Source organism: Streptomyces sp. NPDC056161, from assembly GCF_042268025.1.
GTDB lineage: Bacteria > Actinomycetota > Actinomycetes > Streptomycetales > Streptomycetaceae > Streptomyces.
Map to the genome: position 1 here is coordinate 23,450 of NZ_JBHJUV010000065.1, position 24,135 is coordinate 47,584.

18 protein-coding genes are annotated in these 24,135 nt (G+C 70.6%); 6 read left to right on the forward strand and 12 right to left on the reverse strand.

The window, feature by feature from the left end; translation table 11 throughout:
- The first annotated feature begins 274 nt into the window (after positions 1–274).
- Positions 275–649: a hypothetical protein gene (locus tag ACFC09_RS39010; RefSeq protein ID WP_376536609.1), complete on the forward strand. Its 375-nt coding sequence runs from the start codon at positions 275–277 to the stop codon at positions 647–649.
- On the opposite strand, the gene ACFC09_RS39015 is transcribed toward ACFC09_RS39010, so the two are convergent.
- The 11 genes from ACFC09_RS39015 to ACFC09_RS39065 all read right to left on the reverse strand — a co-directional run bounded on the left by ACFC09_RS39015 (position 639) and on the right by ACFC09_RS39065 (position 15,553).
- Complete coding sequence (locus tag ACFC09_RS39015) at positions 639–1,904, reverse strand: Zn-dependent hydrolase (protein ID WP_376536611.1); 1,266 nt, start codon at positions 1,902–1,904, stop codon at positions 639–641. The two genes, ACFC09_RS39010 and ACFC09_RS39015, sit on opposite strands and share 11 nt — an antisense overlap.
- Before the next feature lie 10 nt (positions 1,905–1,914).
- Entirely contained in the window at positions 1,915–3,780 is a 1,866-nt protein-coding gene (locus ACFC09_RS39020) for a hypothetical protein (RefSeq protein ID WP_376536613.1), read from the reverse strand.
- Positions 3,777–5,045 (reverse strand): ATP-dependent carboxylate-amine ligase, encoded by a 1,269-nt coding sequence (locus tag ACFC09_RS39025; protein WP_376536615.1) that lies wholly within the window; start codon positions 5,043–5,045, stop codon positions 3,777–3,779. Before ACFC09_RS39025 ends, ACFC09_RS39020 begins: the two co-directional genes overlap by 4 nt.
- A 61-nt stretch (positions 5,046–5,106) precedes the next feature.
- Entirely contained in the window at positions 5,107–6,117 is a 1,011-nt protein-coding gene (locus ACFC09_RS39030; protein WP_376536617.1) for a TauD/TfdA family dioxygenase, read from the reverse strand.
- Positions 6,110–10,330 carry an amino acid adenylation domain-containing protein gene (locus ACFC09_RS39035; RefSeq protein ID WP_376536619.1) on the reverse strand — a complete coding sequence of 1,407 codons (4,221 nt, stop codon included), beginning with the start codon at positions 10,328–10,330 and terminating at the stop codon, positions 6,110–6,112. The genes ACFC09_RS39030 and ACFC09_RS39035 overlap by 8 nt, the downstream gene beginning before the upstream one ends.
- A 15-nt stretch (positions 10,331–10,345) precedes the next feature.
- Entirely contained in the window at positions 10,346–10,534 is a 189-nt protein-coding gene (locus ACFC09_RS39040; RefSeq protein WP_376536621.1) for a hypothetical protein, read from the reverse strand.
- 13 nt (positions 10,535–10,547) lie between these two features.
- Entirely contained in the window at positions 10,548–11,174 is a 627-nt protein-coding gene (locus ACFC09_RS39045) for a class I SAM-dependent methyltransferase (RefSeq protein ID WP_376536623.1), read from the reverse strand.
- Between the two features lie 48 nt (positions 11,175–11,222).
- Complete coding sequence (locus tag ACFC09_RS39050) at positions 11,223–12,425, reverse strand: MFS transporter (protein WP_376536625.1); 1,203 nt, start codon at positions 12,423–12,425, stop codon at positions 11,223–11,225.
- A gap of 370 nt (positions 12,426–12,795) precedes the next feature.
- Positions 12,796–13,200: a hypothetical protein gene (locus ACFC09_RS39055; RefSeq protein WP_376536627.1), complete on the reverse strand. Its 405-nt coding sequence runs from the start codon at positions 13,198–13,200 to the stop codon at positions 12,796–12,798.
- A gap of 25 nt (positions 13,201–13,225) precedes the next feature.
- Positions 13,226–14,581 (reverse strand): NAD(P)/FAD-dependent oxidoreductase, encoded by a 1,356-nt coding sequence (locus ACFC09_RS39060; RefSeq protein WP_376536629.1) that lies wholly within the window; start codon positions 14,579–14,581, stop codon positions 13,226–13,228.
- 147 nt (positions 14,582–14,728) lie between these two features.
- Positions 14,729–15,553: a helix-turn-helix transcriptional regulator gene (locus ACFC09_RS39065; protein ID WP_376536631.1), complete on the reverse strand. Its 825-nt coding sequence runs from the start codon at positions 15,551–15,553 to the stop codon at positions 14,729–14,731.
- Positions 15,554–15,981: 428 nt separating this feature from the next.
- Between ACFC09_RS39065 and ACFC09_RS39070 the strand changes: the two genes are divergently transcribed.
- Positions 15,982–17,415: an aldehyde dehydrogenase family protein gene (locus ACFC09_RS39070; RefSeq protein ID WP_376536633.1), complete on the forward strand. Its 1,434-nt coding sequence runs from the start codon at positions 15,982–15,984 to the stop codon at positions 17,413–17,415.
- 86 nt (positions 17,416–17,501) lie between these two features.
- Here the strand turns inward: ACFC09_RS39070 and ACFC09_RS39075 are convergent, their stop codons facing one another.
- Positions 17,502–19,979 (reverse strand): SpoIIE family protein phosphatase, encoded by a 2,478-nt coding sequence (locus ACFC09_RS39075; protein ID WP_376536635.1) that lies wholly within the window; start codon positions 19,977–19,979, stop codon positions 17,502–17,504.
- A gap of 348 nt (positions 19,980–20,327) precedes the next feature.
- Here ACFC09_RS39075 and ACFC09_RS39080 point away from each other — a divergent pair, with 348 nt between their 5' ends.
- From ACFC09_RS39080 to ACFC09_RS39095, 4 genes are all read left to right on the forward strand, one after another.
- Positions 20,328–20,801: a carboxymuconolactone decarboxylase family protein gene (locus ACFC09_RS39080; RefSeq protein WP_376536637.1), complete on the forward strand. Its 474-nt coding sequence runs from the start codon at positions 20,328–20,330 to the stop codon at positions 20,799–20,801.
- A gap of 385 nt (positions 20,802–21,186) precedes the next feature.
- The gene (locus ACFC09_RS39085) at positions 21,187–22,086 is read left to right on the forward strand and encodes an RNA polymerase sigma-70 factor (RefSeq protein WP_376536639.1); all 900 of its coding nucleotides are present in this window, start codon (positions 21,187–21,189) and stop codon (positions 22,084–22,086) included.
- A 288-nt stretch (positions 22,087–22,374) separates the two neighbouring features.
- Complete coding sequence (locus ACFC09_RS39090) at positions 22,375–23,139, forward strand: SDR family NAD(P)-dependent oxidoreductase (RefSeq protein WP_376536641.1); 765 nt, start codon at positions 22,375–22,377, stop codon at positions 23,137–23,139.
- Between the two features lie 209 nt (positions 23,140–23,348).
- Positions 23,349–24,135, forward strand: a 787-nt coding sequence (locus ACFC09_RS39095) for a PIG-L deacetylase family protein (protein ID WP_376536643.1), incomplete at its 3' end; no start/stop codon positions are given.

Consider the following 24,135-nt stretch of genomic DNA (forward strand, 5'->3'; position numbering starts at 1 on the left):
CCGGAGTTCGGAGCGGAGCTGCCGGGTGCGCCGGGGACGGCGGGCTTGACCGCGTCCGTTCCCAGCGTCGTACATGGTTGCCGATCTGCGAGGCCGTACGTCTGCTGCGGGAGTTCACGGTTCCGGGAATGACGGCCGGCGAAATCTACGAAGGCTTCGCGCTCACCGGGTCGGCCGGGCGGATGGCGGCGTCTGGGTCCACCGCGGGCAGGACCATGACCCGGCGGTCGTACGTGCCGCCCGCCTGGACTGGATCGGCCTCGCATTCGGGCCGGTGCGCACCGCGGCGCTGCGGGTGCCCTGCCCGCGACGGAACGTACGCCACGTCAGCGACCTGGTGGTGTCCCCCACGGACAGGATCGAGACCACGTCCGCGTCGGACGCGGGGGACGACGGGCCGTTCGACCCGGCCGTCCACGACGCGGGCACCGTCCGGCCGGGACCGCTCCCGGTGCGCGGCGCCGCCCCGGTGCCGACCGTGCGGCCCGAGCCGGTCGGACTCGCCCGCTTCGACGGGCACGAGGTCGAGGCCCTCGCCCGCCCGTCCACCGCGCGCACGGGTGTCCTCGGCACCGACGACGAGAATCTCGATGGCGCGATCCGCACCGCGGACATGTGCCTGGCCCGAGCCGGCCGTGTCACCTCTTGAGGCGTTCGTCGATCAGGCGGAGCGCTCTCAGCAGCACGTCCGCGCCTTGCGTCAGGTGGTGGTCGTGGGAGTTCTCCTGCGGGGCATGGCTCACTCCCCCGATACTCGGAACGAAGATCATCGCGGTGGGTGCCGTCCTGGCGACCAATTGGGCGTCGTGGCCCGCTCCGCTCGGCATGCGCAGCGACGGCAGGGACAGTTGACCGGCTGCGTCGCTGATGCAGTCCGCCAGTTCGGCGTCCATGGCCACGGGCGGCACCTCAGGCCCCTGGCGCACGTCGACGGCGGCTCCGGTCGTCGCGCTCAGGTCGCCCGCCAGGCGGCGGATGTGTGCGGTCGCCGCGGTGATGCGGCTGCGGTCCTCGTCCCGGAGGTCCACGGTGAGGTGCACCGATCCGGGCACGACGTTCCACACGTTCGGCGAGCAGGTGATGCGGCCCGTCGTGGCGACCCGGACAGCGCCCTTCTGGGCCAGTGCGTCCACCTCACCGATGAGGCGCGCCGCGACGACCAGCGCGTCGCAGCGGTTCGTCATCGGGGTGGTGCCGGCGTGCTGCTGCTGTCCGGTGATCTCGACGACCAGGTTGGACCGGCCGGTGATGGAGGTGACGACGCCGATGTCGGCCGCCTCGTCCTCCAGCACCGGGCCCTGCTCGATGTGCATCTCGACGAACGCGGCGACGCTGTCGTGCGCCCAGACGGCCTCGTCCAGTGCCGAGGCGTCGCCTCCCACGTCGGCGAGGCGCCTCCACAGCGGGACTCCCGTGTGATCGAGCTGGTCGACGTCGACCGGGACGCCGGACACGATGTGCGAGCCGACCATCCCGGGAGTGCCGTTCGCTCCTTCTTCGTTGGAGAAGACGACCAGGGACACGTCGTGCCACAGCGGCGTCCCCGACTCCGCGATCCGGATCACGGCTTCCAGTGACGCCATGACGCCGTAGGCCCCGTCGAATCTGCCGCCCTGGACCACGGTGTCGAGGTGGCTGCCGGTCGCCAGGGTGCGCCGGGAGCCGCCCCGGCCCGCGACCCGTGCGATCAGGTTTCCCGCCGCGTCCACCCTTGACTGGACGCCGGCCTCCGCGAGCCAGTCCGCGACGGCCGAACGCGCCCGTATGTCATCCTCCGAGTAGGCGAGCCTGGTGACTCCGCCGTCACCGGTGGCTCCGAACTTCGCGAGTTCCTCGATCCGGCGCAGCAGTCGCTCACGGTTCACCCGCTCCGCCGTGAGGTTGCTGGAAGACGCCTTCGGCACGCTCGGCACCTCACTCCGTGTCGGGTTCTACGAGCAAGTGGAATCGTCCGACGTTGACGGCCAGGTCGTTGACGGCGAACGGCAGCAGGTACTCGGCCTGCGCCCGGGTGTCCGACGACACGGCCAGTTCGAAGTGCGCGGTGCCGCGGCCCTGTTGGCCGATCGCCACCCGGCAGGCCGTCGGTCGGACCTGTGCCCGCAGCGACGCCCGCAGGCCCAGTCCCGCGATGGGCACCGTCCCGGGCGTCGCGGTCAGCTCCACCGCGATCTTCGCCGTTTCGCCCTTCCGCATCCGTCGGGGGCCCCGCACCCGGACCTCCGGAGCGCCCAGCATGGCGTTCTCGATGTCGCCGCACCTGTCGCACACCGTCTGCGAGACGGGCACCAGCGGGGCCGGTACGGGGAGCCGTACGAAGACGGAGGCGGGCTCGCCGCACGGGCAGGGCGGTGCCTGTTTCATCGGGCCCGGCTGGACCGTGCTGCGGTCGCCGAAGAAGGTCGGAAAGCGGGAGATCGCGCTCTCGGTGAACAGGCCACGGGCGATCCGCGCGTCCAGAGCGGCCGTCTTGGCGTCGCATTGTTCGCGGTGGAGTCGGGCCAGGTCCGGATCGCGCAGGGCGTTACGGACCGAGATGGCGGACAGGAACCGGTCGAGATCCGCCAGTTCGGTGGCGACGGGATGGTTCTCCGGTACCAGCCCCGACCTGCCGATGGCGATCGAACGGGCCGACAGCGTCCGGATCCGCTCGGTGAGTGAACCGGACTGCCCGCTCTCTCCCGCCGCGGAGGTCTTGTGCGACGGGCCGGTCGGCCCCGGGTTCGCCGCCCCCGTGGGTGCCGTGGCCGGCGTCGTCTCGGTGCCGCACTGGAAGAACACCGGATACGGGTTGGCGTCCGCCACGCTCCGGTTCATGGCGGTGGCGGGGTCGCCGGGATGATCGAGCCATGCCTGGATCTCCGGGCGCCCCGCGTCGCAGGCGGTGGAGGTGACGACGATGGAACGGGCCGGGCCGTCGACGGCGGCCAGGAGCAGTTGGTAGTCGTCGTGGTAGGTGGCGAGCCGTCCCGACGGCCCGCTGAAGCAGTTCAGCAGTGTCAGGGACCCCGTGGGGATGCCGCCGACCGGGATCAGGCCCCGTTCAGGTTTGTAGCAGCCCTGGCCGAAGTGGCAGGACGGCCCGTACCCGTGCGGCTCGTAGGCTCCCTGGCGTCTGCCGCAGATGGTGTGCCGGCCGAGGTTCAGGCTGTCGTCCTGGCCGTTGCCGTGCAGCAGCACCCGGCGCCAGGGCCCCTCGCGCAGGATCTGGATGCGGTCGCCGCGGGCGATGTCGTCGGGGTCGACCCACTCGGTGCCGCCCAGCGCCGGGCGGTGGTCGAGGTCGGTCACCACCAGTTCACCTGACAGCTCGTCAGGTTCCGCCCACTGCTTGGCCACCATCCAGCTGAGCGAGTGCACGTCCCGGCCGGTGAGGAACACGGCCGGTTCCGCGCCCGACGCCTGGGCCTGGTCGCGTCCCCAAGCGGTGCGGTCGCCGAACCGCAGGTCCTGGTAGAGCCCCACGGTGACCGGGGAACGGCGGCCGGGGGCGGACGGCAGCGCGTGGATCATGTCCCGGAGCGCGTCGGGGAACTGTTGCGGTCGCACGATGTGGACGTCGGCCGCCGTGGCGGCGTGGGAGGAGATCCGGTACAGCCGCTCGGCCGCGCCGATCGAGGCCGTCAGGTCGGTGCGGTCACCCGCCCACACCGGAATGGGCGTCGGCCCGTCACCGGACAGGAAGCGGGCGACTGCCGCGGCGTAGTCGGAGGCGTCCCGGTGGCCCGCGAACGTGGCGTCCGGCCGACGGGGGGAGCCGGGGTCGTACCTCCCGGTCATCGTGTCTCCCGGGCCGTGTCGGGCGTCTCGGTCGTGAACCGGTAGCCACTGAGGATCTTCCGCATCCGGTCGGTCACTTCGGCGGAGTCCTGCCCGGTGACCTGGACCACGCCGCTGCAGGCGAAGGAGGCACGCGGCGGATCCACCAGATCGCCGACGGCAGCGCGCATACGGCAGGAGATCACCCCTTCCTGCGCGAGCAGTTCCTCCGCGGGCGTGATCTCGGTGACCACTCCGGGCGCGGTGGGCAGGAGCAGGTCGCCGACCGAACGGTCGCGTGTGTACTCCAGCACCGGGGTCCTGCCCACGTACAGGTCGGTGATGGCCTGCATGATGTCGAAGCCGTACGACAGACCGTGGTTGAGGGGGACTTCGCAGCCGCTGAGCCGAGCGGCCAGTTCGCCCATGACGAACTCCCCGGCATCGGTCATCCAGAACTCCGCGTGCAGGTAGCCGCTGCCGTACTCCACGCCGTCCACCAGATGCTGGCACAGCTCGACCGCGTCGATCGGCTTGGGTTCGGAAGGGGCCAGCGTGATGTTGGCGTTGATGGCACCGTCCAGGACGTCGAGGATCGGCGCGGGGTTGCTGGAGACGTAGGCGTCGAGTACGCGGCCGTCCGCGACGAGAGCGCACAGCTGGTGCTCGTGGCCCTTGATGTACTCCTCCACCATCCAGCGGTGGCCGTCCCGCAGGAGCCGTTCGGCGTGCGGCAGGTCCGCCTCACGCAGCTTCCAGGTCCCGATGCACGAGTCGGAGTCCACCGGCTTCAGGATCAGCGGCCAGCCGTGGACGGCCGCGAACCGCTCGATCTCCTGTACGCCGTCGACGAGTCCGTACGCCGCCGAGCGCAGCCCGATGCGGTGGTAAAGCTTCTTCATCGCGGGTTTCTCGTGGACGAGCAGCACCTGCTCCTGGGTGAGGTGCGGCAGTCCGACGGCGGCCGCGAACGCCTGGGCCTGGGGCTGGACGGCCTCGTTCGGATTGCAGAAGTACTCGGGGACGACGCCGATGTGCCCGACCCACTCCCGGTAGCGGGCCGCCTCCTGGTCGATCGACCGAGAGGAGTCCAGGACGAACATGTGCCGGGAGTTCTCCGCGTCCTGGCCGTCCGGCCCCGAGCCGTGCGAGCGGGTGGAGCTGTCGCCCAGGCGCAACAGCACGGTGGTCACGTCGGGCCTGGCCAGCAGGCTCTCGTTGAAGGTCGCGCGGCGGCTCTCCACCAGGAGGAGCCTGCGCTGCCCGGCGTCCGTGGAACTGTTCATGGTGAGATTCCCCTTCCTCGGCGGGATGCGGGTGTGCACGCGTCCGTGCAGGGATCTGTGGTCACAGGCTGCGCAGGACGCGGCTGCTGCCACTGATCCGGCCGGGGCGCGTCCGGCGGATGTCCCTGACCACGTTGATGCGTTTGAGCCAGCGTTCGGCGGGCGAGTAGGTCGCCTGGAAGGAGCGCCTGCCGTGTACGAAGACGTTGTTGTCGATGAAGGCCATGTCCCCCGGTCCCAGGACGACGTCGGTCAGCCGGTCGTCGAGATGGTGGATCAGTTGCTTCAGCGCTTGGGCAGCTTCGTCGTCGTCGGCGACGGCCCGCATGTAGTCCCGGTCGGCGCGCAGCGTCGGCGCGTCCGGCGCGCCCGCCAGGAGCGCGACGGGGCCGCTGTCCGGCTCGGGGCCGTCGTCCAGTTCGTGGGCCGGATCCGCGTCCAGGACGAACCGGGGTTCCCGCAGCACCCGTTCGGCGGGTTCGGGTAACTCCCCCACTGCCAGCCGGGACACGGTGGTGGCCACGGCGTGCGGATTGCGCAGGCACAGCAGGCCGACCCAGTCGGCACGGTAGGGGGAGAAGGCGTCCTCGGTGTGCCAGCTCAGCTCTCGCGCGCTGGACGCGCTGATGTCGCTCTGCTCCATGCCCGGCGAGGGCAGCACGTCGGTGACCACGCGGCCGCTCTGCTGGGCGGACCATCCGATGGGATCGCCGAGGAGCGATCCGAGCAGCAGCGCGGTGAAGGCGTCCGGCCGGCTCTCCTGCGTGTCCGCGCCGCGCCAGCTCCGCGGGGTGGGCCCGACGTTCTCGGCCACGGTGAGATTGCTGAGCACCGTGACACCGCTCGGTGATTCCGTCAGCCGCTCCCGGTGGAGGAAGGCGCGCAGGCTCAGCGGGAGATCGCCCGCCAGGGCGGCCAGCGCGCCGAGGGTGTCGTCGTCGTTCGGATCGCCGTTTTCCCGACTGGCCCGCTCGGACAAGTGCCGTACCTGCTCGGCCTCATCGGGCGTGAGGATGTGCTGTGACATCCCGGAGGACTGGAAGACGTCGTTCGGGGGCGCCGTTTCACTCATCTGTGGACTCCATGCGTCGGTCGGACTCACCGGGTGCGGGGTCGCGTCCTGGGGACAGCTGCTGGAGAGCCGCTGTCCTGGACGTGGGGGCGATCCGGGCCGCCCAGCCCGCCGGCACGGCGATACTCATGGGCCACAGTGATCTCTCGCCGGTCCCGTTCACGAGGACGGTGAACATTTCCAGCTCGTCGTCGAACACATCCGGCCCGGCCGGAGGCCGGCGCAGGTCTGATTCCCCGGCGGCCTCGGCCTCGGCCGCCGCCCCGGGCGCCAGCAGTTCCGCCCCGGCGCCCCGGTGCCACCGGGCCGTCGAGGCGGTACGTACCATGACGGCCCCGGCGCGCAGCGGGTCCGCGATCAGCCGGCCCGCCGCCCGGTGAGCGTCCCGCGCGGCGGGGCCCGCGGTGTGGAGGGAGGCCATGGGCACGTGCAGCCGCCCGTACCGGCCTTCGGGGACCGGCTGGTTGGTCTCGTCCAGGACGTAGACGGGCACGGCGTCGCTCGTGGCCGGGCGCATTCCGCCGGGAAGCAGCGGAGCGAGGGTCTCGGTCCGCATGACGAGCCGTTGTCCCACCATCACCTCCCGCACCTCGGGCAAAAACGATTCACTCGCGGTCGCAGGACGCTCCGGGTCACGCAGCCCCGCTCGGATCCACGCGTTCCAGTCGGTCGCCAGACGTTCCGTCGTCAGTCCGGAGCAGGCGGGCCGGCCGTCGTGCCACAGGCGTGCCGAGGCGCTGTGCCCGGTGTGGGACACCATCACCAACAGGCCCGTCCCGGAGGGGTGTTCCCGGCCCGGTTGCGGCAGCAGGTGGGCCGGGCCGTACAGCAGGACCGGCAGGTCGGCGGGGATGTCCCGCTTGTGCTCCGGATCGCTCAGCGCCGGCTCCTCGGTGAGGCTCCGGGATTCGGACCGGACCAGGGCGAAGGACAGGGGTCGCAGTCCGTGGCCGGGGTCGGGAGTCACCACCCACGCGGCGACGCCGCGGCTGGTCCGCCAGGACAGGACGTCCCGCGGGGCGAGTCGGCGGTTGGGCCGCAGCATGACGACGGCCCCGGCACCGGTCAGCCGGGTGAGCGAGGCGACCAGGGCCGCCGTGGTGAGGTCGTGCCGTGTGACGTCGGCCGCGGCGGCGAGCCGAGACAGGGCGACATCCTCCGCGTCGGTCAGGAGCGTGTCCACGGCGGCGGGTACGTCATCCGGTGCCCCCGGTGCGGACCCTCCCTCGGGCACGGGCGCCGGCCACGCCTCCTGGCCGGGTTCGGCTCCGGGCTCTCCTTCCTCTCGTTCCTCTCGCCGGGTCGGCCGCGCCTCCGGCGGGTCCGGCCGTTCCGGGAAGACGCGGGCGGCGATCTCACGGACCGTGCGCGCCTCGTAGATGTCGCCCGTGGAGACGTCCACGCCCAGCCGGCCGCTCAGCCAGTGGGCGAGCCGGACAGCCGCGATCGAATGGCCGCCCAGGTCGAAGAAGTCGTCGCCGGGTGCGATCGTGTCCTGGTCCACGCCGAGCGCGGCGGCCACCGCGGACCGCACCGTGGCCTCGCGGAAGGTCGTGGGCGACTCGGCCGGTTTCCGCGCGGGCGTGTACCGCTCCGCCAGGTCTGCCGCGGCGCGCCGGTCAAGCTTACCGTTGGCGTTGCGGGGCAGTCGGTCCTCGACGACGACCCGGCTGGGAATCATGTAGGCGGGCAGTTCTGTTCTGAGCCGGCGGACGACGTCCTCGGCGAGGGAGTGCGGTGCGCGCTGCCCGGTCGGCGTGTTCGCGTAGGCCGTGGGCCAGGTCTCCGGTCGGCCGGTGCCCGGCCGGGCAGTGCCGGAGACCGCGTCGTCCGCGTCCACCGGCAGGAACCAGGCGGTGAGTTCGTCCGGGGCGGCCCCCCAGCTCACCAGTGTCGGCCGGCCGGCGGCCGCGCCGATGTCGTACAGGTCCTCCGGTTCCACCGCGCCCGAGTGCGCCGGAAGGTGCCGGGCGTTGGGTACGCCGGTGACGACGACGGGCCCGGCGGCCACGCCCGCGAGGCGGTCCGCGAGTCCCGCTCCGGCTGTGTCCGCGCCGTCCCAGGTCCATTCGAGGGCGGTGTCGGAGCGCGGAGGGCCGCTCTCACCGGTGCCGATCAGGACGTCGTAGCGGTAGTCGGTCAGCTCGTTGCGGTGGCGGCCTCTTTTGACGAGGAGATCGACCGCGTCGATACGGTCGAAGACCTGGGGCAGCAGGGCGAAGTAGTCGGGGTCGACGAGGAGTTCGGTCTCGGCCTCGGCCAGTTGTGCCGCGGTGGGCGCGTGCGGCCCGCCCGCGGTGTGCTCGGCGACTTCGGTGTAGAACCGGTCCGCCAGCCGCTGGTCGCGCACGTCCCCGACGAAGAGGCGTCCGCCCGGGGTCAGCAGGTCGAGCAGGCCCTTCAGCACCTGGGAGAGGTAGTCGACGGACGGAAAGTACTGGATCACCGAGTTGAGGATGACCGTGTCGAACGTGTTCTCCGGCAGCCCCGACAGGTCGATCGCCTCGCGGTGGCGCAGTTCGACCCGGGCCAGCTCCGGGTCGGTGGCGCACTGTTCGGCCAGCTTGTCCAGGACCGAGTGCGAGAAGTCGGTCGCCCAGTAGGTGTCGGCGGAGGGTGCCAGGGCGTCGAGGAGGAGGCCCGATCCGACGCCGATCTCCAGGATGCGCCGGGGGCGCAGCCGGCGGATCCGGGCGAGGGTGGCGGTCAGCCAGTGCCGCATCTCGTCCGCGGGGATCGGCTGGTGGGTCGCGGAGGCGTTCCAGCCGCGGTAGCGGTGGTCCTCACGTCGCAGATCGATCCCGCGGTACAGCTCGTCGTACAGGCCGTTCCACGTCGAGACGGCGCCGTGCCGCCGCGCGGGTTCGACCACGGCGACGAGGCTCACCGAATCGCGGTCCCGGACGGGGCAGACGACGGCTTCGCGGACGGCCGGGAGCGCCCTCAAGTGGCTCTCCACGTCTTCCAGTTCGACCCGCTGGCCGCGCACCTTCACCTGGTTGTCCCTGCGGCCCAGGAAGTGGATGAGCCCGGACTCGTCCGTGGTGACGAGGTCGCCCGTGCGGTAGGTGACGGGTCCGGTCGGGTCGGCGGGCGAGGGGCCGAACCGCTCGGCGGTCAGCTCCGGCCGGTTGAGGTAGCCGACGGCGACCCCCGCCCCGCCGATGTACAGCTCTCCCGGCTCGCCGGGGGCGGCCGGGCGCCCTTCGGCATGCCAGACCGTCGCCTCGTACCCGGCCAGCGGCGATCCGATCGGCAACGATGTCGCATCGGCGGCGATGTCCTCCACCACGTGGCAGGTGGCGAACGTGGTGGTCTCGGTCGGCCCGTACGCGTGCACCAGTCGGCCGGGCAGCGCGGACCGCACGATGCGTACCGCCGCGAGGTCGGCCTTCTCGCCGCCGAACACGAGCAGGCGCAGCGGTGCCAGGGCCGTCGGTGACGTCGCCGCGTGCAGGTTGAACACGGCTGTGGTCATGAAGGCGACGGTGACGTGCCGGGCACGGACGAAGGTCCCGAAGCGCCCGGTGTCGGCGGCCAGCCGCCGGTCGGCGCCCACGAGTCGGCCGCCGTTGAGGAGGCAGCCCCATACTTCCCAGGTGAACGCGTCGAAGGCCGGGTTGGACAGCTGACCCACCCCGTCCTCGGGGCGGATGTCCAGCCTGGCCTCGGCGGTCACCAGGTTGAACACGGACGACGTCCTCGCGACGATCCCCTTGGGCGTGCCGGAACTGCCGGAGGTGTAGCAGACGTACAGTTCGTCGGCGTCCGCGGCCTCGGGGACCGGATACCGCGTGTCTCCGCGGCCGACGGAGATGTCATGTGCGACCTCGAACCCGAACTGTGTGGTGTCCGGGCCGAGGGTGATTTCGGGGGGCGGCACGCCGAGCACCGCGGCCATGGGGCAGTCGGCGATGATCGCGTCGAGCCGTGGGGCGGGCAGTTCGGTGTCGAGCATGAGGTAGCGGGCGCCCAGCTTGTGGGCCGCCAGCGCCGAGACGATCAGCGTCGGTTCGGGTGCGAAGAAGATGCCTACGGTGTCTCCCGCGCGGACTCCGGCATCGGCGAGGTGGGAGGCCAGGCGGTCCGAGCGGGTGTCCAGGGTCCGGTAGTCCATCACCTCCGTATCGGCGGATTCGGGATAGTGGAGGGCGGCCGCGTCCGGCCGGCGCGACACCTGCGCGAGAAATGCCTGGAGCAGGGAGGAGATCACACGGCACCGCCTGTCTCAGTCGTCGTCCGTGAACACCCGTACGAGTTCCTGATCGTTGACCCAGACGGGCCGTTCCCGTGCGGCTATCAGATACCGCATCTCGTTGGTCTCGTCGTTCCACGCCATGGCGAGGACCTGGTAGGCGGCGCGTCCGCCCATGGAAGCGGTCAGCTTCTGGCTGACGGTGGCGAAGTGGAAGGGCATGTCGGGGTCCTCCTCACTTGATGAAGCACTGGATGTACGCGGTGCCGGAGGTCCCCTCGGTGTAACTCGTCGTCGGGTACGCGGTGAAGGGGTGCGGCTCGACGAGGATGGTCCGGAAGCGTGGGGCGAAGCGCGGCCACAGTTCGTTGGTCGTGGAGAAGAACGGCACGAATGCCGCGCCCGGCCGCATGATACGGATCATCTGTCCGATGACCTCCGTCCACCACGACTCGTCGTCCCGGATCTCCTTGGGGAGCCAGGGGTCGAACATGATGCCGTCGACCGATTCGTCCGGCAGCCGCTCTATGTGGTCGAAGAAGTCGTCCTGGACTATGTCGAGGGTGGCCGGGAGCGAGGGATGGGTCTTCCGGAATTCATCGATGACCGGCTGATAGCGCTCCACCACGGTATGCCGCGTCGTGTTCTGCGCGCCTGCGACGGCGAGGGCCGAAAGGCCCAGGCCGAGGCCGCACTCAAGAAACTCACTGCCCTGCCGGACCACCAGTTCTCCGCTGCGGACCATGAGTGGTTTCTCCCACTCCTGCATGGCCTGCGCGCCGTCGATGTAGAGCGTCCGCTGTCCCATGGCCGTATTGGTGAAGAAGATGTCCGGGTCGTCCTGCTGGAGCGCGTGACGCATCTTTCCTGCCTTTCTGCCGAAGGAATTCAGGGGGATTCGGGAAGGGATTCAGGAGGGACCTTTGGCGGCCGACCGTGCGGGATCGGCGCTGCTCGGGGCCGGGTCCGCGGGGAAGGGCAGCAGACGGCTCGCGCCGATCCCCAGCACGGCTGTGCCGGCGACGACCAGGAAGGCCGTGTGGGTACCGGCGGAGCCGATCAGCAGTCCGCTTGCGGCGGCGCCCGCGGCCGTACCGCCGTTGCAGGCGACACCGGCCAGGATGGCCGCGTGTGTCTTGCCCGCGTGCCCCTGGGCCACCCGGTCCGCCATCAGGTAACCCGTCATGACGGCGGGTCCGACCGCCAGTCCGGCGACCACGAGCAGGGGTACCAGGGTGAACAGGCCGACGGCGGCCGCCAGCAAGGCGGTGCCCAGCGCGGCGCCCAGCGACAGCCACACCAACCACCGCTCCAGCGGGGCGCGTTCCGCGATCCTGCCGTGGACGAAGGCGCCGCACGCACTGGCGGCGGAGAGCACGGCCAGCAGCGGGCCGGCCAGGGCAACCCGGCCGAACTCCTCCGTCAGCGCCGGCACCCCCACTTCGATCATGCCCACGGTCAGGCCCACGGCGGCCAGCGCGATGAGGACCGGAGCGGCACCGCGCACCGCCGAGCGCACCGAGACGTGTTCCTGCGACGTGCCGTCGCCGCCGTGCGCGGCCGGGGCGCCGGCCGCCATGGTCGCCGCGCCCACCAGGCACAGCCCGCTGCTGATGAGCAGGGACGTCTGCGTTCCCGCCACGGCCACCGCCGCGCCGACCAGCAGCGGCCCCACCATCAGCGTCACTTCCTCGCAGACGGCGTCGATGCCGAAGGCTTTCGGGAGGACCGACTCGGGCAGGGCCCGCGACCAGCCGACGCGCATGAGTGCCCCGAAGGGCGGGCTGGCCGCACCGACGAGCGCGGTCAGGGACAGAATCTGCCAGGACGGCCAGTGCCGGGTGGCGGCCACGGTCAGCGCGATCAGGCCCAGTGCCTCGACACCCGCCAGGATGAGCAGGGTCAGGCGGTGCCCGCAGCGCACGGTGAACCAGCTGCGGACCGGGCCGACCGCGACCGAGAAGAGAGCGAACGTTCCGGCGGCGCTTCCCGCGAACGCGAAGGAGCCGGTGACGTCCTGAATGAGCAGTACGGTCCCCACCGAAATCATCGCCGAGGAGGACCGGCCGATCACCGAACCGATGAGGAGTTCACGGACGGGTGACGCACTCACCGTGCCGCGTAAGCTGAGGTCGGCTTCGTCTGGACTGCTTTTCGTCTCGCCTGCGCTTTCCACCGTCAAGCATTCCCCGCTCTACCGGTTCTCCCGACCCCGGGATATTGGCCAGCCCACTCGAAGGGCCGCTCACCGACACCGAGACTAGGCATGGCATACCACAGGATGCAAGGCAACGTATGCGCCATAAATGAGTAGTACGAGACCTTGCCAGATCGCTTTATGCATGATACGTGAATGCATCACACAGGAAGCGGGGCTAAGTTCCAGCGGAATAGCGGCGATCGACACCACCGAACTCAAGTTCGTCGAACCCTATGAAGAAGATGCGCAGATGCGCTTTGCGTAAACCGCGCCCCCGTGAGAGCTACCTGAAGATTGCCAGCGGCGCGACGTCGAGGGCGCCGGTGGCGGCCCGCCGCGTCCCCACCTTGGCCAGGCAGAGAGCACCGGTCAGGTCCGGGACGGACGCGGAGGCGGGGGCGGAGGCCGATGCGGGTCGGGGTACGGTGCCGGGGGCGGTGCCGGGTGTCGCTTCGGGGGTGCTCGGGACGCCGGTTCCGGTGCTGTCGGCGGCGCGGTAGCCGGTGGGGCGGCAGACCAGGCGGAGCCGCGCGGTGTCACCGTACGGAGCGGTGAAGACATCAGCGCCCGGGGCGGAGGCGGCCTCGTCCAGGGTGAAGTCGGCGGTCAGCAGGACGAACCACTTCCCACCGGGCGCCGCTCCGGCGGGACTTGGGACGCGAACCTTCGGCCCGGACGCCGACAGCACTCCGTGTCGAGGTCAGGCGCCGAACTCAGGCGGCCGAACGGCCGTCGGACTGCCGTGCGCCTGAGCGTTCCGGTTCGCCACCCGTGATGAAGGCGTCCCTGGGATGCTGCACGGAGGCCAGGGAGACCAGGTCCCTGCCGAACAGGACGGCGGTGAGCCAGACGGCGAGAACGCGGATCTTGCGCTCCCAGGTGGGCACCGCCAGGACGTGGTAGCCCCGGTGCATCAGCCAGGCGACATACCCCTTGATGACGATCCCCTTGTACTGGAAGATGCCCCGGCCCAGCCCCAGCGTCGCCACGACGCCCAGGCTGCTGTGCCGGTAGTTCCGAGCCGTGCCTCCGCGCAGGTCGGCCCTGATGTTCTTCGCCAGGCGCTTGCCCTGCCGCACCGCGTGCTGGGCGTTGGGCACCGTGTGCGCCCCCGGTAGGGGTGAAGCCAGGTCCGGCACGGCCGCATCGTCACCGGCCGCCCACACGCCGGGCACGGGCGCGCCGTCGGTGCCCACGGAGAGGTCGGGGCGGACCACGAGCAGGCCCTGCTCGTCGACGGGCAGATCCGTGAGATTGTGCACCACCGGGTTGGAGGCGTTGCCCGCGGTCCAGACGATCAGCGCGGAGTCGTACTGCTCGCCGCTGGAGAGCACCACCTTGCCGTCCACGACGGAAACCAGTTGCGTGTTCAGATGCACGTGCGCGCCACGGCGTTCCAGCGCACGCATCACCCAGGCACCCGGTCCGACGCCCACCTCCGGGAGCATGCGGTCCCGGGCCTCGACCAGATGGAAGGACAGCTCGTCGAAGCTCAGTTCCGGGTAGTTCTTGAGCATCGCGGTCGCCAGTGACAGCAACTCGCCGAATCCCTCCACACCGGAGAACCCGCCGCCCACGAAAGTGACGGTGAGCAGTTTTCGCCGCTCGGCACCCGGCGGCAGCGACGCGGCCTGGTCGAAGGCGGTCATCAGCCTGTCGCGAATGGCGACGGCCTCCTCCACGTGTTTCAGACCGATCGCCTGCTGGGCCAGGCCGGGGATGGGAAAGGTGCGGGTCACCGCGCCGGCCGTGACGACGAGGATGTCGTAGTGGAGCTGGTGGTCGGCTCCGCTCACCGGACGGACGGTGACGGTGCGGTCGGCATGGCGGATCCGGGTCACGCTGCCGGAGAGCAGCCGGGTGCGGCGCAGATGCCGTCTCAGGGACACCGCCGCGTGCCGGGCCTCGATCGACCCGGCCATCACCTCGGGCAAGAAGGGCTGGTAGGTCATGTAGGGGCGGGGGTCGACGACCGTGACCCGGGCCTCGTCCTTGCGCAGCTTCTTCTCCAGACCCCATGCGGTGTAGAAGCCCGCGTAGCCGCCACCGACGATCACAATCTCACGCATGATTCCCTCTGCTCGTAGCTTCGACAGCACATTGACCAGGCAGCGTTCAGTGGTGTGACACCGCCGTGCGGTGTCACGTCGTACGGACGCGACCGGCCCCGAGCCTGGGGACTAAGGGGCGGTCTGCCGCCGGGGCGTGCGTGACGGTCACCCGAGCACGGACAGGAGCTTGAGGCCGGTGTCGCTCTCGGTGCCCGGCACCGCGGTGTAGACCAGGAGCCGCTGGGAGGTGTCGGGGTCGACGAGTGTCTGGCAGTGCAGTTCCAGCAGGCCCGCCCTCGGGTGCCGGAAGCGTTTGGACACACAGGAGGGGCCCAGTACCGGACGTTCGTGCCAGAGTTCGGCGAACTCCGGGCTCTCGCCGCGCAGTGTGTCGACGAGTTCGCCGACGCACGAGTCGCCACCGTCGCGGCTGTGGGTGCCGTTGAGGTCTGCCACCATCAGGCGGCTCTGCACCTCGTGGTCGCTCGCGGGGTGGCGGAGGCGGGAGGCCGGATCCGTGAACCAGCGGTAGTGGACGCTGCGGGCCAGTCCGGTGTACGCGGTTTCGTCACCCAGCAGGGCCACCGCCGGCCGCGTCTGCCGCAGCGTCTCGCCCAACTGGTTCATCACTTGTGCGGGGGTGTCCGCCAGCCGGTCCAGGATGCGGCTCATCCCCGGATCGACCTGGTCGCCGCGCCGTGCCCTGGGAGGCAGAGCGTGACCGGCGAGGTGGAACAGGTGGTCCCGCTCCTGCGGTGACAGGCGCAGGCCGCGGGCGATGGCGGCGAGCATCTGCTCCGAAGGGTGGGGCCCGCGCGGCTGTTCGAGTCGGGCGTAGTAGTCCGCCGACATGTCGCACAGAGCGGCCACCTCCTCCCGGCGCAGCCCTCCGGTACGCCTGCGCCGTCCGCGGGGCAGTCCGACGTCCTCCGGTTGCAGGGACACCCGGCGGGTCCGCAGAAAGGCCGCCAGTCCCGCTCGGTCCGCCATCGTTGTCCTCCCGGTCCATGACTGTGTGTTCGCCGACGGCGATGTGCCGGTCCTCGGCCGCCTCGCGGCCCGGATCGGCCCCCGGGAATGCGCCGCTCGGCGGGCAATGGCTTGAGCGGTCCGGCCCGGCTGTGGATTCCCGGCGGGCTGTGGTGTCCGTCACGGACCCCGTGCATGAGCCGCAGTGTACGAGAGCATGCCCCGGGAGGCGCTGGTCACCGCGATCCCGGCCTCCCTCGGTTACCCGACCGGCTCCCGGTCAGGCACAGGCACAGGCAGCACACTGAGAGCCCGAGGTCCGGGCCCGCCGGAAATCTCGTGACGCGCCGCGGTGCGCGACCGGCCGGCGGGCGGGACGGCGGAGTGACCCGGATCACGGGCACGGGCGAGCATGGATGCCGCCGGACGGCCGGTGTTGCCTTGCGGGCATGAACGAACTCCGTGAGGTCCCCTTTCCCACTCCGTCCCACTGGATCAACGGCCGTGCCGTGCCCGGCTCCGGGCCGCTGACCGACGTCCTGAACCCGGCCGACGAGTCCGTGATCGCCTCCGTGCACGAAGGCACCGCCGAGGACGTCGACAGCGCGGTGGACGCGGCGCTCGCCGCCTTCCCCGGCTGGTCGGCGACCTCGCCCGAGGACCGCGTCACGGTGATCCGGCGGCTGGCGGAGGGGATGCGGAAGCACTCCGAGGCGCTCGCGGCCACGATCACGCTGGAGATGGGCGCCCCGATCGCCTTCTCCCGCCAGGCCCAGGCCGCCTTCCCCGTGGCGTCGACCCTCGCCGCGGTCACCGCGGCGGAGCGGTTCGAGTGGACGGAGGAGATCGAGAACTCGCTGATCATCCACGAGCCGATCGGCGTTGTCGGTGCCATCACCCCGTGGAACTTCCCCCTCCAGCAAGTGGTGACCAAGGTCGTACCGGCGCTCCTGGCCGGTTCCACCGTGGTCCTCAAACCGTCGGAGATCTCGCCCCTGAGCGCCCGGATGTTCGCGGAGATCGCCACCGACGCAGGTCTCCCGGACGGTGTGCTCAACGTCGTGCAGGGCACGGGCGCGGTCGTCGGTGAGGCCATCTCCCGGCACCCGAGGATCGACATGGTCTCCTTCACCGGGTCCACCACCGCGGGCAAGCGCGTGTCCGCGGCCGCTTCGGACACCGTCAAGCGCGTCGCCCTCGAACTGGGCGGCAAGGCGGCCCACATCGTCCTGCCCGAGGCCGATCTCGACTTCGCCGTCGAGCGGGGGCTGGCATACGCCTGGGCCAACGCTGGGCAGGCGTGCGGTGCCTACACCCGCATGCTCGTCCCCCAGGACCTCCAGGACCAAGTCGTCGAGAAGTTGCGGGCCGCCGCCGACCAGTACACGGTCGGCGACCCGGCCGACGAGTCCACGCGGATCGGTCCCGTCGCCTCGGAGAGCCAGCGCCGGCGCGTTGACGGCTATATCCGACGCGGCATAGCCGACGGCGCCACCCTGGTGATCGGTGGCCCCGGCCGGCCCGCGGGTCTGGAGACGGGTTCCTACGTCAGGCCCACTATCTTCTCCGACGTCGACCCGGAGTCCGTCATCGCCCAGGAGGAGATCTTCGGGCCCGTCCTGGTCGTGATCCCCTACGCCGACGACGACCACGCCGTCGAGATCGCCAACGGCACCGTCTACGGCCTCAACGGTGCCGTCACCGGTGACGAGGAGCACGCCATGGCGATCGCCCGGCGGCTGCGCGTCGGGCAGGTCGACGTCAATGGCGGACAGCACAACTTCCAGGCACCGTTCGGCGGCTACAAGCAGTCCGGCAATGGCCGGGAGATGGGTCGTGCGGGCATCGAGGAGTTTCTTGAGACCAAGGCGATCACCCGCTGATCCGCCGCGTCGCCGTAACCTTCCGGACGGAGGCGGAAACCTGCGTCCGGTGGTTTCCCGCGCGCGGGCGGCACGACGGTCGCCCGTCATGACGGACGCGTGGCAGCAAGGTCCTCCTCCGCCCAGACGACCTTGCCGCCCGAGACGGATCGGGCGCCCCACCTGTGGGCCAGCTGGGCGACCAGGAAGAGGCCCCGCCCGTTCTCATCGGTCCTGCGGACGCGGCGCGGACGGGGGGAGCAGAAATCGGTGTCGGACACTTCGCAGGTCAGGACCTGGTGCTGGATCAGACGCAGGACGATGGGACCGGTGCTGTACCGGACGGCGTTGGTGACCAGTTCACTGATGATCAGTTTTGTGGTGTCCGCGAGGTCTTCCAGGCCCCAGGCGCTCAACTGCCCCGCTGCCATGCGCCGGGCCCGGCGCACCGCGGTCCGGTCGTTGGGCAGGGTCCAGGACACCACCTGGGCGGGGCTGAGCGAGCGGGTCCGGACGAGCAGGAGGGTGACGTCGTCGGACGGGGGCCGGCCCGGGAACGACTCCATCGCCCGGGTGCAGAGGTCTTCCAGGGAGCGATCGGGCCGGGCCAGGGCGCTGCCAAGACGGCGCATTCCCACGTCGATGTCATGGTCGCGGGTTTCTATCAGGCCATCCGTGTACAGAGCGAGGAGGCTTCCCTCGGGCAGTTCGAGTTCCACCGCCTCGAACGGGATCCCCATGCCGAGTCCGAGGGGTATTCCGGTCGGCAGGTCCGGGAAGGTGACCTGGCCCTGCGGATCGATGATCGCGGGTGGCGGGTGCCCGGCCCGTGCCATGGCGCACTTCCGGGTGACCGGGTCGTAGACGGCGTACAGACAGGTCGCGCCCACTACGGCGGGAATCTGGTCCGGTGCGTCGGCGTCCTCCTCGGCGAGCCGCTGCACCGTGTCGTCCAGATGTGCCAGCAGTTCGTCGGGCGACAGCTCCAGGTCGGCGAGTGTGCGGACGGCGGTGCGCAGCCGGCCCATGGTCGCCGCGGCATGGAGGCCGTGACCGACCACATCGCCGACGACCAGGGCCACCCGCGCGCCGGACAGCGGGATCACGTCGAACCAGTCGCCTCCGACGCCGTTGTCCACGTCGGCGGGCAGATAGCGGGAGGCCGCCTCGACCGCCGTGCCGCCCCGCAGGCGCCGCGGGAGCAGGTTGCGTTGGAGCGCGAGGGCCGCGGTGTGCTCACGGGCGTACTGGCGGGCGTGGTCCAGGGACAGCGCGGCGCGGCTGACGAGTTCTTCGGCCAGGAGCAGATCGCCCTCCTGGAACGGCACCGGATCCTCGGTGCGGACGAAAAGGGCCACGCCGAGCAGGGCACGCCGGGCGCGGATGGGGACGATCATCATCGAGTGCATACCGTTCTCATGGACCTTCCGGGCCCTGGCCGCGTCCTGGGCGACCCAGGTGCCCTCGGCGGTGTCCATGATCGGCTCCAGGTAGGAGCGTCCGGTGCGCATGACGTCGGTGATGGGTGAGTCGGGCGGCACCGGGACCTGTTCACCGCGCAGCCACGGGGATTCGGGAACGCCCGGCTGGACGGAGGCCAGACCCGCCCGGCGGAAGACGGGTGGACGCTCCCCCGTCGGGCCGATGCGGACCGGCGGCCCGTCGCCGAACGGGACCGACTGCTCCAGGTCGACCGCTACGTAGTCGGCGACCAACGGCACGGCGAGGTCGGCCAGTTCCTGGCTGGTCTGCATCACGTCGAGGCTGGTGCCGAGGCGCGAACCGGCCTGGCCGAGGACGGCCAGGCACTCGCGGGCGCGTCGGCTCTCGGTGATGTCGATGCTGATGGCGCACACCCCCACCGGCTCGCCGTCGGCGCCCTGGAGGCAGAAGAACGAGGCCGAGAAGGTGTGTTCCCGGCGCAGGCCGTTCGCGAGCCACGACCGGTACTCGTGCACCCGGGTGGTACCGCTGTGCAGCACCTGACGCATCACCGCCTCAAGGGCTTCGGCCTTGACGCCCGGCAGCGCCTCGGAGTACCGGCGTCCGAGGCGTCGGTCGGGGTCGATGCCGTCGTGGCTCTCCATCGTGTCGTTCACCCAGGTGCAGCGCAGGTCCAGGTCACGCACGACGATGCCGATCTGGGCCCGGGCCAGCAGCGGCGCACCCACCGCCGCGTTCACGGCCGGCCCGGACAGCGTGCCGGTCACGGACACCAGCCAGCGGGCGGTTCCCTCCCGCCCCCGCACCCTGGAGACGCGCAGGCCGGTGTCGACCGTACGACCGTCCCGGTGGCGCACCGCCGTGGTGCCCGGCCAGCCGTTCTGGGCCCGGCAGCGTTCGACGTACGCCGATGTCGTCGGCGCGTCCCCGAAAGCGGGCAGTATCAGCGCGGCGGACCGGCCCACCACCTCGCTCGCGCTGTATCCGGCGAGCCGCTCGGCGGCCTGTGTCCAGCCGGTCACCGTCCCCTGCTCGTCGAGTATCGCGATCACCGAGTCGATCGTGTCGGGTGTGTCAGGCGTCTCGGGCGGGTCGGGCGGGTCCGTCTGGTTTCCGGGCGTCACGTCGTCGGTGCTGGTCATCGAACTCGTCCTCAGGTGGGTCGGGCGGTGCGGGAATCAGCCGATGCGCGAATGGCTGCGGGCAAGCCGTGAGGAGGCAGGGCCCTTCGCGCTTTTTGCGGAATAGACCGGACGGCACTCTGATCTGTGACAACGCCGGTGAGCGACCGATCCGAGGCGCGCTCATGTCCACCGGCGCCGGTTCCCGCTCCGCGCCCCTCGTCGGCGCGGAGCGGTGGAGCTTGTGCTTGTGCCGACCGTCTCGGCCCTTGCACACGTGGCCGCGGCCTCCTGTCACACATCGGCGGGCCACTCGGTCAGTCAGGTGCAGCTTCAGATCTGCAGACCCCGTACGACAAGGAGATCACCGTGGAATCGCGCCTCAACTACTTCGGCAACCCGCTCGGGGCGAAGGTGCTCAAGCACATCAACTCGGCCAGCAAGGTGATCACGGACTCGACGCTGCCGACCGTGATCCAGGAACTGGTGAAGCTCCGCGCGAGCCAGATCAACGGCTGCGGCTTCTGCACCGACATGCACAGCAAAGACGCCGCGCACGCCGGGGAGACCCAGCAGCGTCTCAACCTGGTGGCCGCCTGGCGGGAGGCCAAGGTCTTCACCGAGGCCGAGCGTGCCGCCCTCGAACTGGCGGAGCAGGGAACCCGCGTCGCCGACGCGGCCGGCGGAGTCAGCGACGAGGCATGGGCCCACGCGGCCAAGCACTTCGACGAGGAACAGCTGACCGCCCTGATCTCGCTCATCGGCGTCATCAACGCCTACAACCGCATCAACGTCATCAACCAGCAGCCCGCAGGCGACTACCAGCCCGGCCAGTTCGGCTGACCGGGCCGGCCGGACCTTCCCCACTGCCTGGTCGGCGCCAGCACGTCACTGACGCCGTCGGTCGCCGGTCGTGCCCGTGGGGCCATGGCCGTCGGCCGATCGGGGCAACGGACACCGGAGCCGTTGCCCCGTCAGGGCGTTGCCGACCGCCCGACACACACCCACCCGACCGACACACACACCCGACCGGCACACACCCGCCGGCCGGTAGCGGCCGGCCGCCCTGGGGTGGCGGGGAACCGCCGTCCGACCTCACCCGCACCCGCACCCGCACCCGTGCGACGCTGCGTGATCACACTGTTTTGCGCACTGTGCCCGAACACCACAGCAATCGCACCATATGGCAGCTTGTAGCATGGTGGTCCCGGAACCTGAAGGGACGACGATGCAGACGGGGAATGACGACACTGATGCCGTTGACCAGACGACGAAGGAGTTCCTGGCGGCACGTCCCCGGCTTTTCGGCATCGCCTACCGGGTTCTCGGCAGCTCGGCGGAGGCCGAGGACATCGTTCAGGAGACATGGCTGCGGTGGTACAAAGCCGACCGCACGAACATCGTGGCACCGGCGGCCTTCCTCACCACCGTCACCGCGCGTCTGGCCATCAACCTCGCCCAGTCCGCCAGGGCGCGGCGCGAATCGTACGTCGGTCCCTGGCTTCCCGAACCCATCGACACCAGTCCGGACCCCCACGTCGGAGCGGAACGGGCGGAGGCCGTCGAGCTGGCGGTCCTCTTCCTCATGGAGAAGCTGAACCCGGTGGAACGCGCCGCCTATGTCCTGCGAGAGGCTTTCGACTACCCCTACAGCCGGATCGCGGACATCCTGGAGACCAGTGAGGCCAACAGCCGCCAGTTGGTGAGCCGCGCACGTAGACACCTGGCGGCCGAGCGCAGGAAACAGGTCAGCCCGGCCGAGCACCGGCGGCTGCTGGAGGTGTTTCTCGCGGCGGCGCAGACGGGCGATCTGACGGTGCTGGAGAACCTTCTCGCCGCGGACGTCGTCAGCTACTCCGACGGGGGCGGGGTGCGCGGTGCGTCGAAGATCCCGGTGGTCGGACGCCTCCGGGTCGCCAAGTACCTCGCGGCCTTCGCGCCCCGGTTCTGGCCCCAGGCGGACATCCGGTGGGTCGAGGCCAACGGACGGCAGTCCGCCCTTGTCTCCGTCGGCGAGGAGGCGGTTGCGCTGCTGTGCATCGACGCGTCCGCCGAGGGGATCGACCGGATCATGTGGATGATGAACCCGTCGAAACTGCGGCCCTACGCGGCATCCTTGAGCGACTGACCAGGCCCTCCGGAGTCACTTGTCCGCGCATACCGGACGGCTTCCCGCTCCCCCGGTGCACGTCGGGAGCGGGACGTGCCGCCGTCAGTGACCGCTGGCGATCTCCCTGAACTCCCTTCCGTGGGCTTGGGGATCCGGCATCGACACGAGCATCGGTCCCGAGATGGGTGCCCGGCGGGCGGATTGTCACACATCACGGGGTCACTCGGTCAGTGGTGTGTACCGGCCGGTTCGGCTGACCGACATCCGGAGTCGTCCAGGCCGCATAACTTCGTGCAAGGGGAATACATGTCCAGCTCAACCCCACCGCGTTTCACGGACCGGGTAGCCATCGTCACCGGAGCCGGGTCGGGTATCGGCCGTGCCACGGCGATCGCCCTGGCCGAGGCGGGGGCTCACGTCCTCGGCGTGGGACGCCGCAGGGAAGCCCTGGAGGAGACGGCTCGGGCCCACCCCCGCATCGTGATCCTGCCGCTCGACATCCGTGGGGAGGGGGCCGCTGACGTCGTCGTGGCCGCCGTCCTTGAGCGGTGGGGGCGAATCGACCTGCTCGTGAACAACGCCGGCACCACTGCCGTGATGCCGCTGGCGGAGACCGACCGGTCGGTGATCGCCGACCTGTTCGACCTCAATGTGACGGCTCCGAGCCTGCTCGCCCATGCCACGCTGCCGTACTTGCGAAACTCATCGGGTTCCATCGTAAACGTATCGAGCACGTACGGTCACCGCCCGCTGCCGGGGGGAGCCCACTACGCGGCCACCAAGGGCGCCCTGGAACAGCTGACACGGAGCTGGGCGCTTGAGCTCGCGTCCGAGGGCGTACGGGTGAACGCGATCGCCCCCGGTCCCACCAAGACGGACGTCCTTGCCGCTGCCGGTCTCTCGCAGGACACCATCGACGAGATGCTCGACCATGAACGCAGCCGCATCCCGACGGGCCGTCTCGGCGACCCGGAGGATGTCGCGCGCTGGATCCTGTACATCGCCGATCCCCAGGGCCGGCACATCACCGGTCAGGTCCTGACGGTGGACGGAGGACTCGAACTCGCCTGACCGCGCTCGCTGCCTCGGCCCGTCCCGGCCCTCGGACCTGGGCGGTCGGTGCCGCGGTGAGTGTCGCGGTGCCGGCGTCGCCCTGATCTGATGATGCCGCTGGGCATCTTCGCCTCCTGGCCGTTCACCCACGGCTGGTTGACGGAACCTCCCCTTGTGCCAAGGCTCGCGCATCACCTCGGGAACAATCCGTGAAAGCTGGTGTTGCGATGGATTCGGATCTCACTCGGCTGCGGCCCATGCCGGCCGACTGGCGGCGTGCCCTCGCCGTGGTGGCGCACCCTGACGATCTCGAATACGGATGCTCGGCCGCCGTCGCGTCCTGGACCGAGGACGGCCGTGAGATCGCCTACGTCCTCGCCACTCGCGGCGAAGCGGGCATCGACACGCTGGCCCCGGCCGAAGCCGGTCCGGTGCGGGAGCGCGAGCAGCGCGCCAGTGCCGCCGCCGTGGGGGTCTCCTCGGTGGAATTCCTCGACCACCACGACGGCGTCGTCGAATACGGTGTTCCGCTGCGCCGCGACATCGCGGCGGCGATCCGCCGCCATCGGCCCGAGTTGGTGATCACCCTGAACCATCGGGAGACCTGGGGCCCGGAAACCTGGAACACCCCGGACCACGTGGCCGTCGGGCGTGCCACCCTCGACGCGGTGGCGGACGCCGCCAACCGCTGGATCTTCCCGGAGCTGACCGACCAGGACCTGCCGCCCTGGGACGGAGTGCGGTGGGTCGCCGTCGCCCACTCCCCGTTCCCCACCCACGCGGTGGGCGCGGAACGGGGTTTCGATCGGGCGGTGCAGTCGCTGCTCCGGCATCACGCGTACATCGAGGCGCTGACCGACGAGGAGGGTTGCGATCCGTGCCGTCGAAGCTGCCTCGCCGGTAGCGAGGTCTTGAAAAGCGCAGGTCAGCGATCCAGCGCACCTTTGGTGCGCGCCGGGGGCGTGGTAAATCCCGTGGCGTGCGCCGGAGGTGCTTCTGTCTGCCCTGACGTGG

Coding starts and splice junctions, on each gene's coding strand:
- ACFC09_RS39020 (WP_376536613.1), bottom strand. CDS start 3,780: ATGACCGGGAGGTACGACCCCGGCTCCCCCCGTCGGCCGGACGCCACG.
- ACFC09_RS39025 (WP_376536615.1), bottom strand. CDS start 5,045: ATGAACAGTTCCACGGACGCCGGGCAGCGCAGGCTCCTCCTGGTGGAG.
- ACFC09_RS39030 (WP_376536617.1), bottom strand. CDS start 6,117: ATGAGTGAAACGGCGCCCCCGAACGACGTCTTCCAGTCCTCCGGGATG.
- ACFC09_RS39040 (WP_376536621.1), bottom strand. CDS start 10,534: ATGCCCTTCCACTTCGCCACCGTCAGCCAGAAGCTGACCGCTTCCATG.
- ACFC09_RS39045 (WP_376536623.1), bottom strand. CDS start 11,174: ATGCGTCACGCGCTCCAGCAGGACGACCCGGACATCTTCTTCACCAAT.
- ACFC09_RS39060 (WP_376536629.1), bottom strand. CDS start 14,581: ATGCGTGAGATTGTGATCGTCGGTGGCGGCTACGCGGGCTTCTACACC.
- ACFC09_RS39065 (WP_376536631.1), bottom strand. CDS start 15,553: ATGGCGGACCGAGCGGGACTGGCGGCCTTTCTGCGGACCCGCCGGGTG.
- ACFC09_RS39070 (WP_376536633.1), top strand. CDS start 15,982: ATGAACGAACTCCGTGAGGTCCCCTTTCCCACTCCGTCCCACTGGATC.
- ACFC09_RS39075 (WP_376536635.1), bottom strand. CDS start 19,979: ATGACCAGCACCGACGACGTGACGCCCGGAAACCAGACGGACCCGCCC.
- ACFC09_RS39085 (WP_376536639.1), top strand. CDS start 21,187: ATGCAGACGGGGAATGACGACACTGATGCCGTTGACCAGACGACGAAG.
- ACFC09_RS39090 (WP_376536641.1), top strand. CDS start 22,375: ATGTCCAGCTCAACCCCACCGCGTTTCACGGACCGGGTAGCCATCGTC.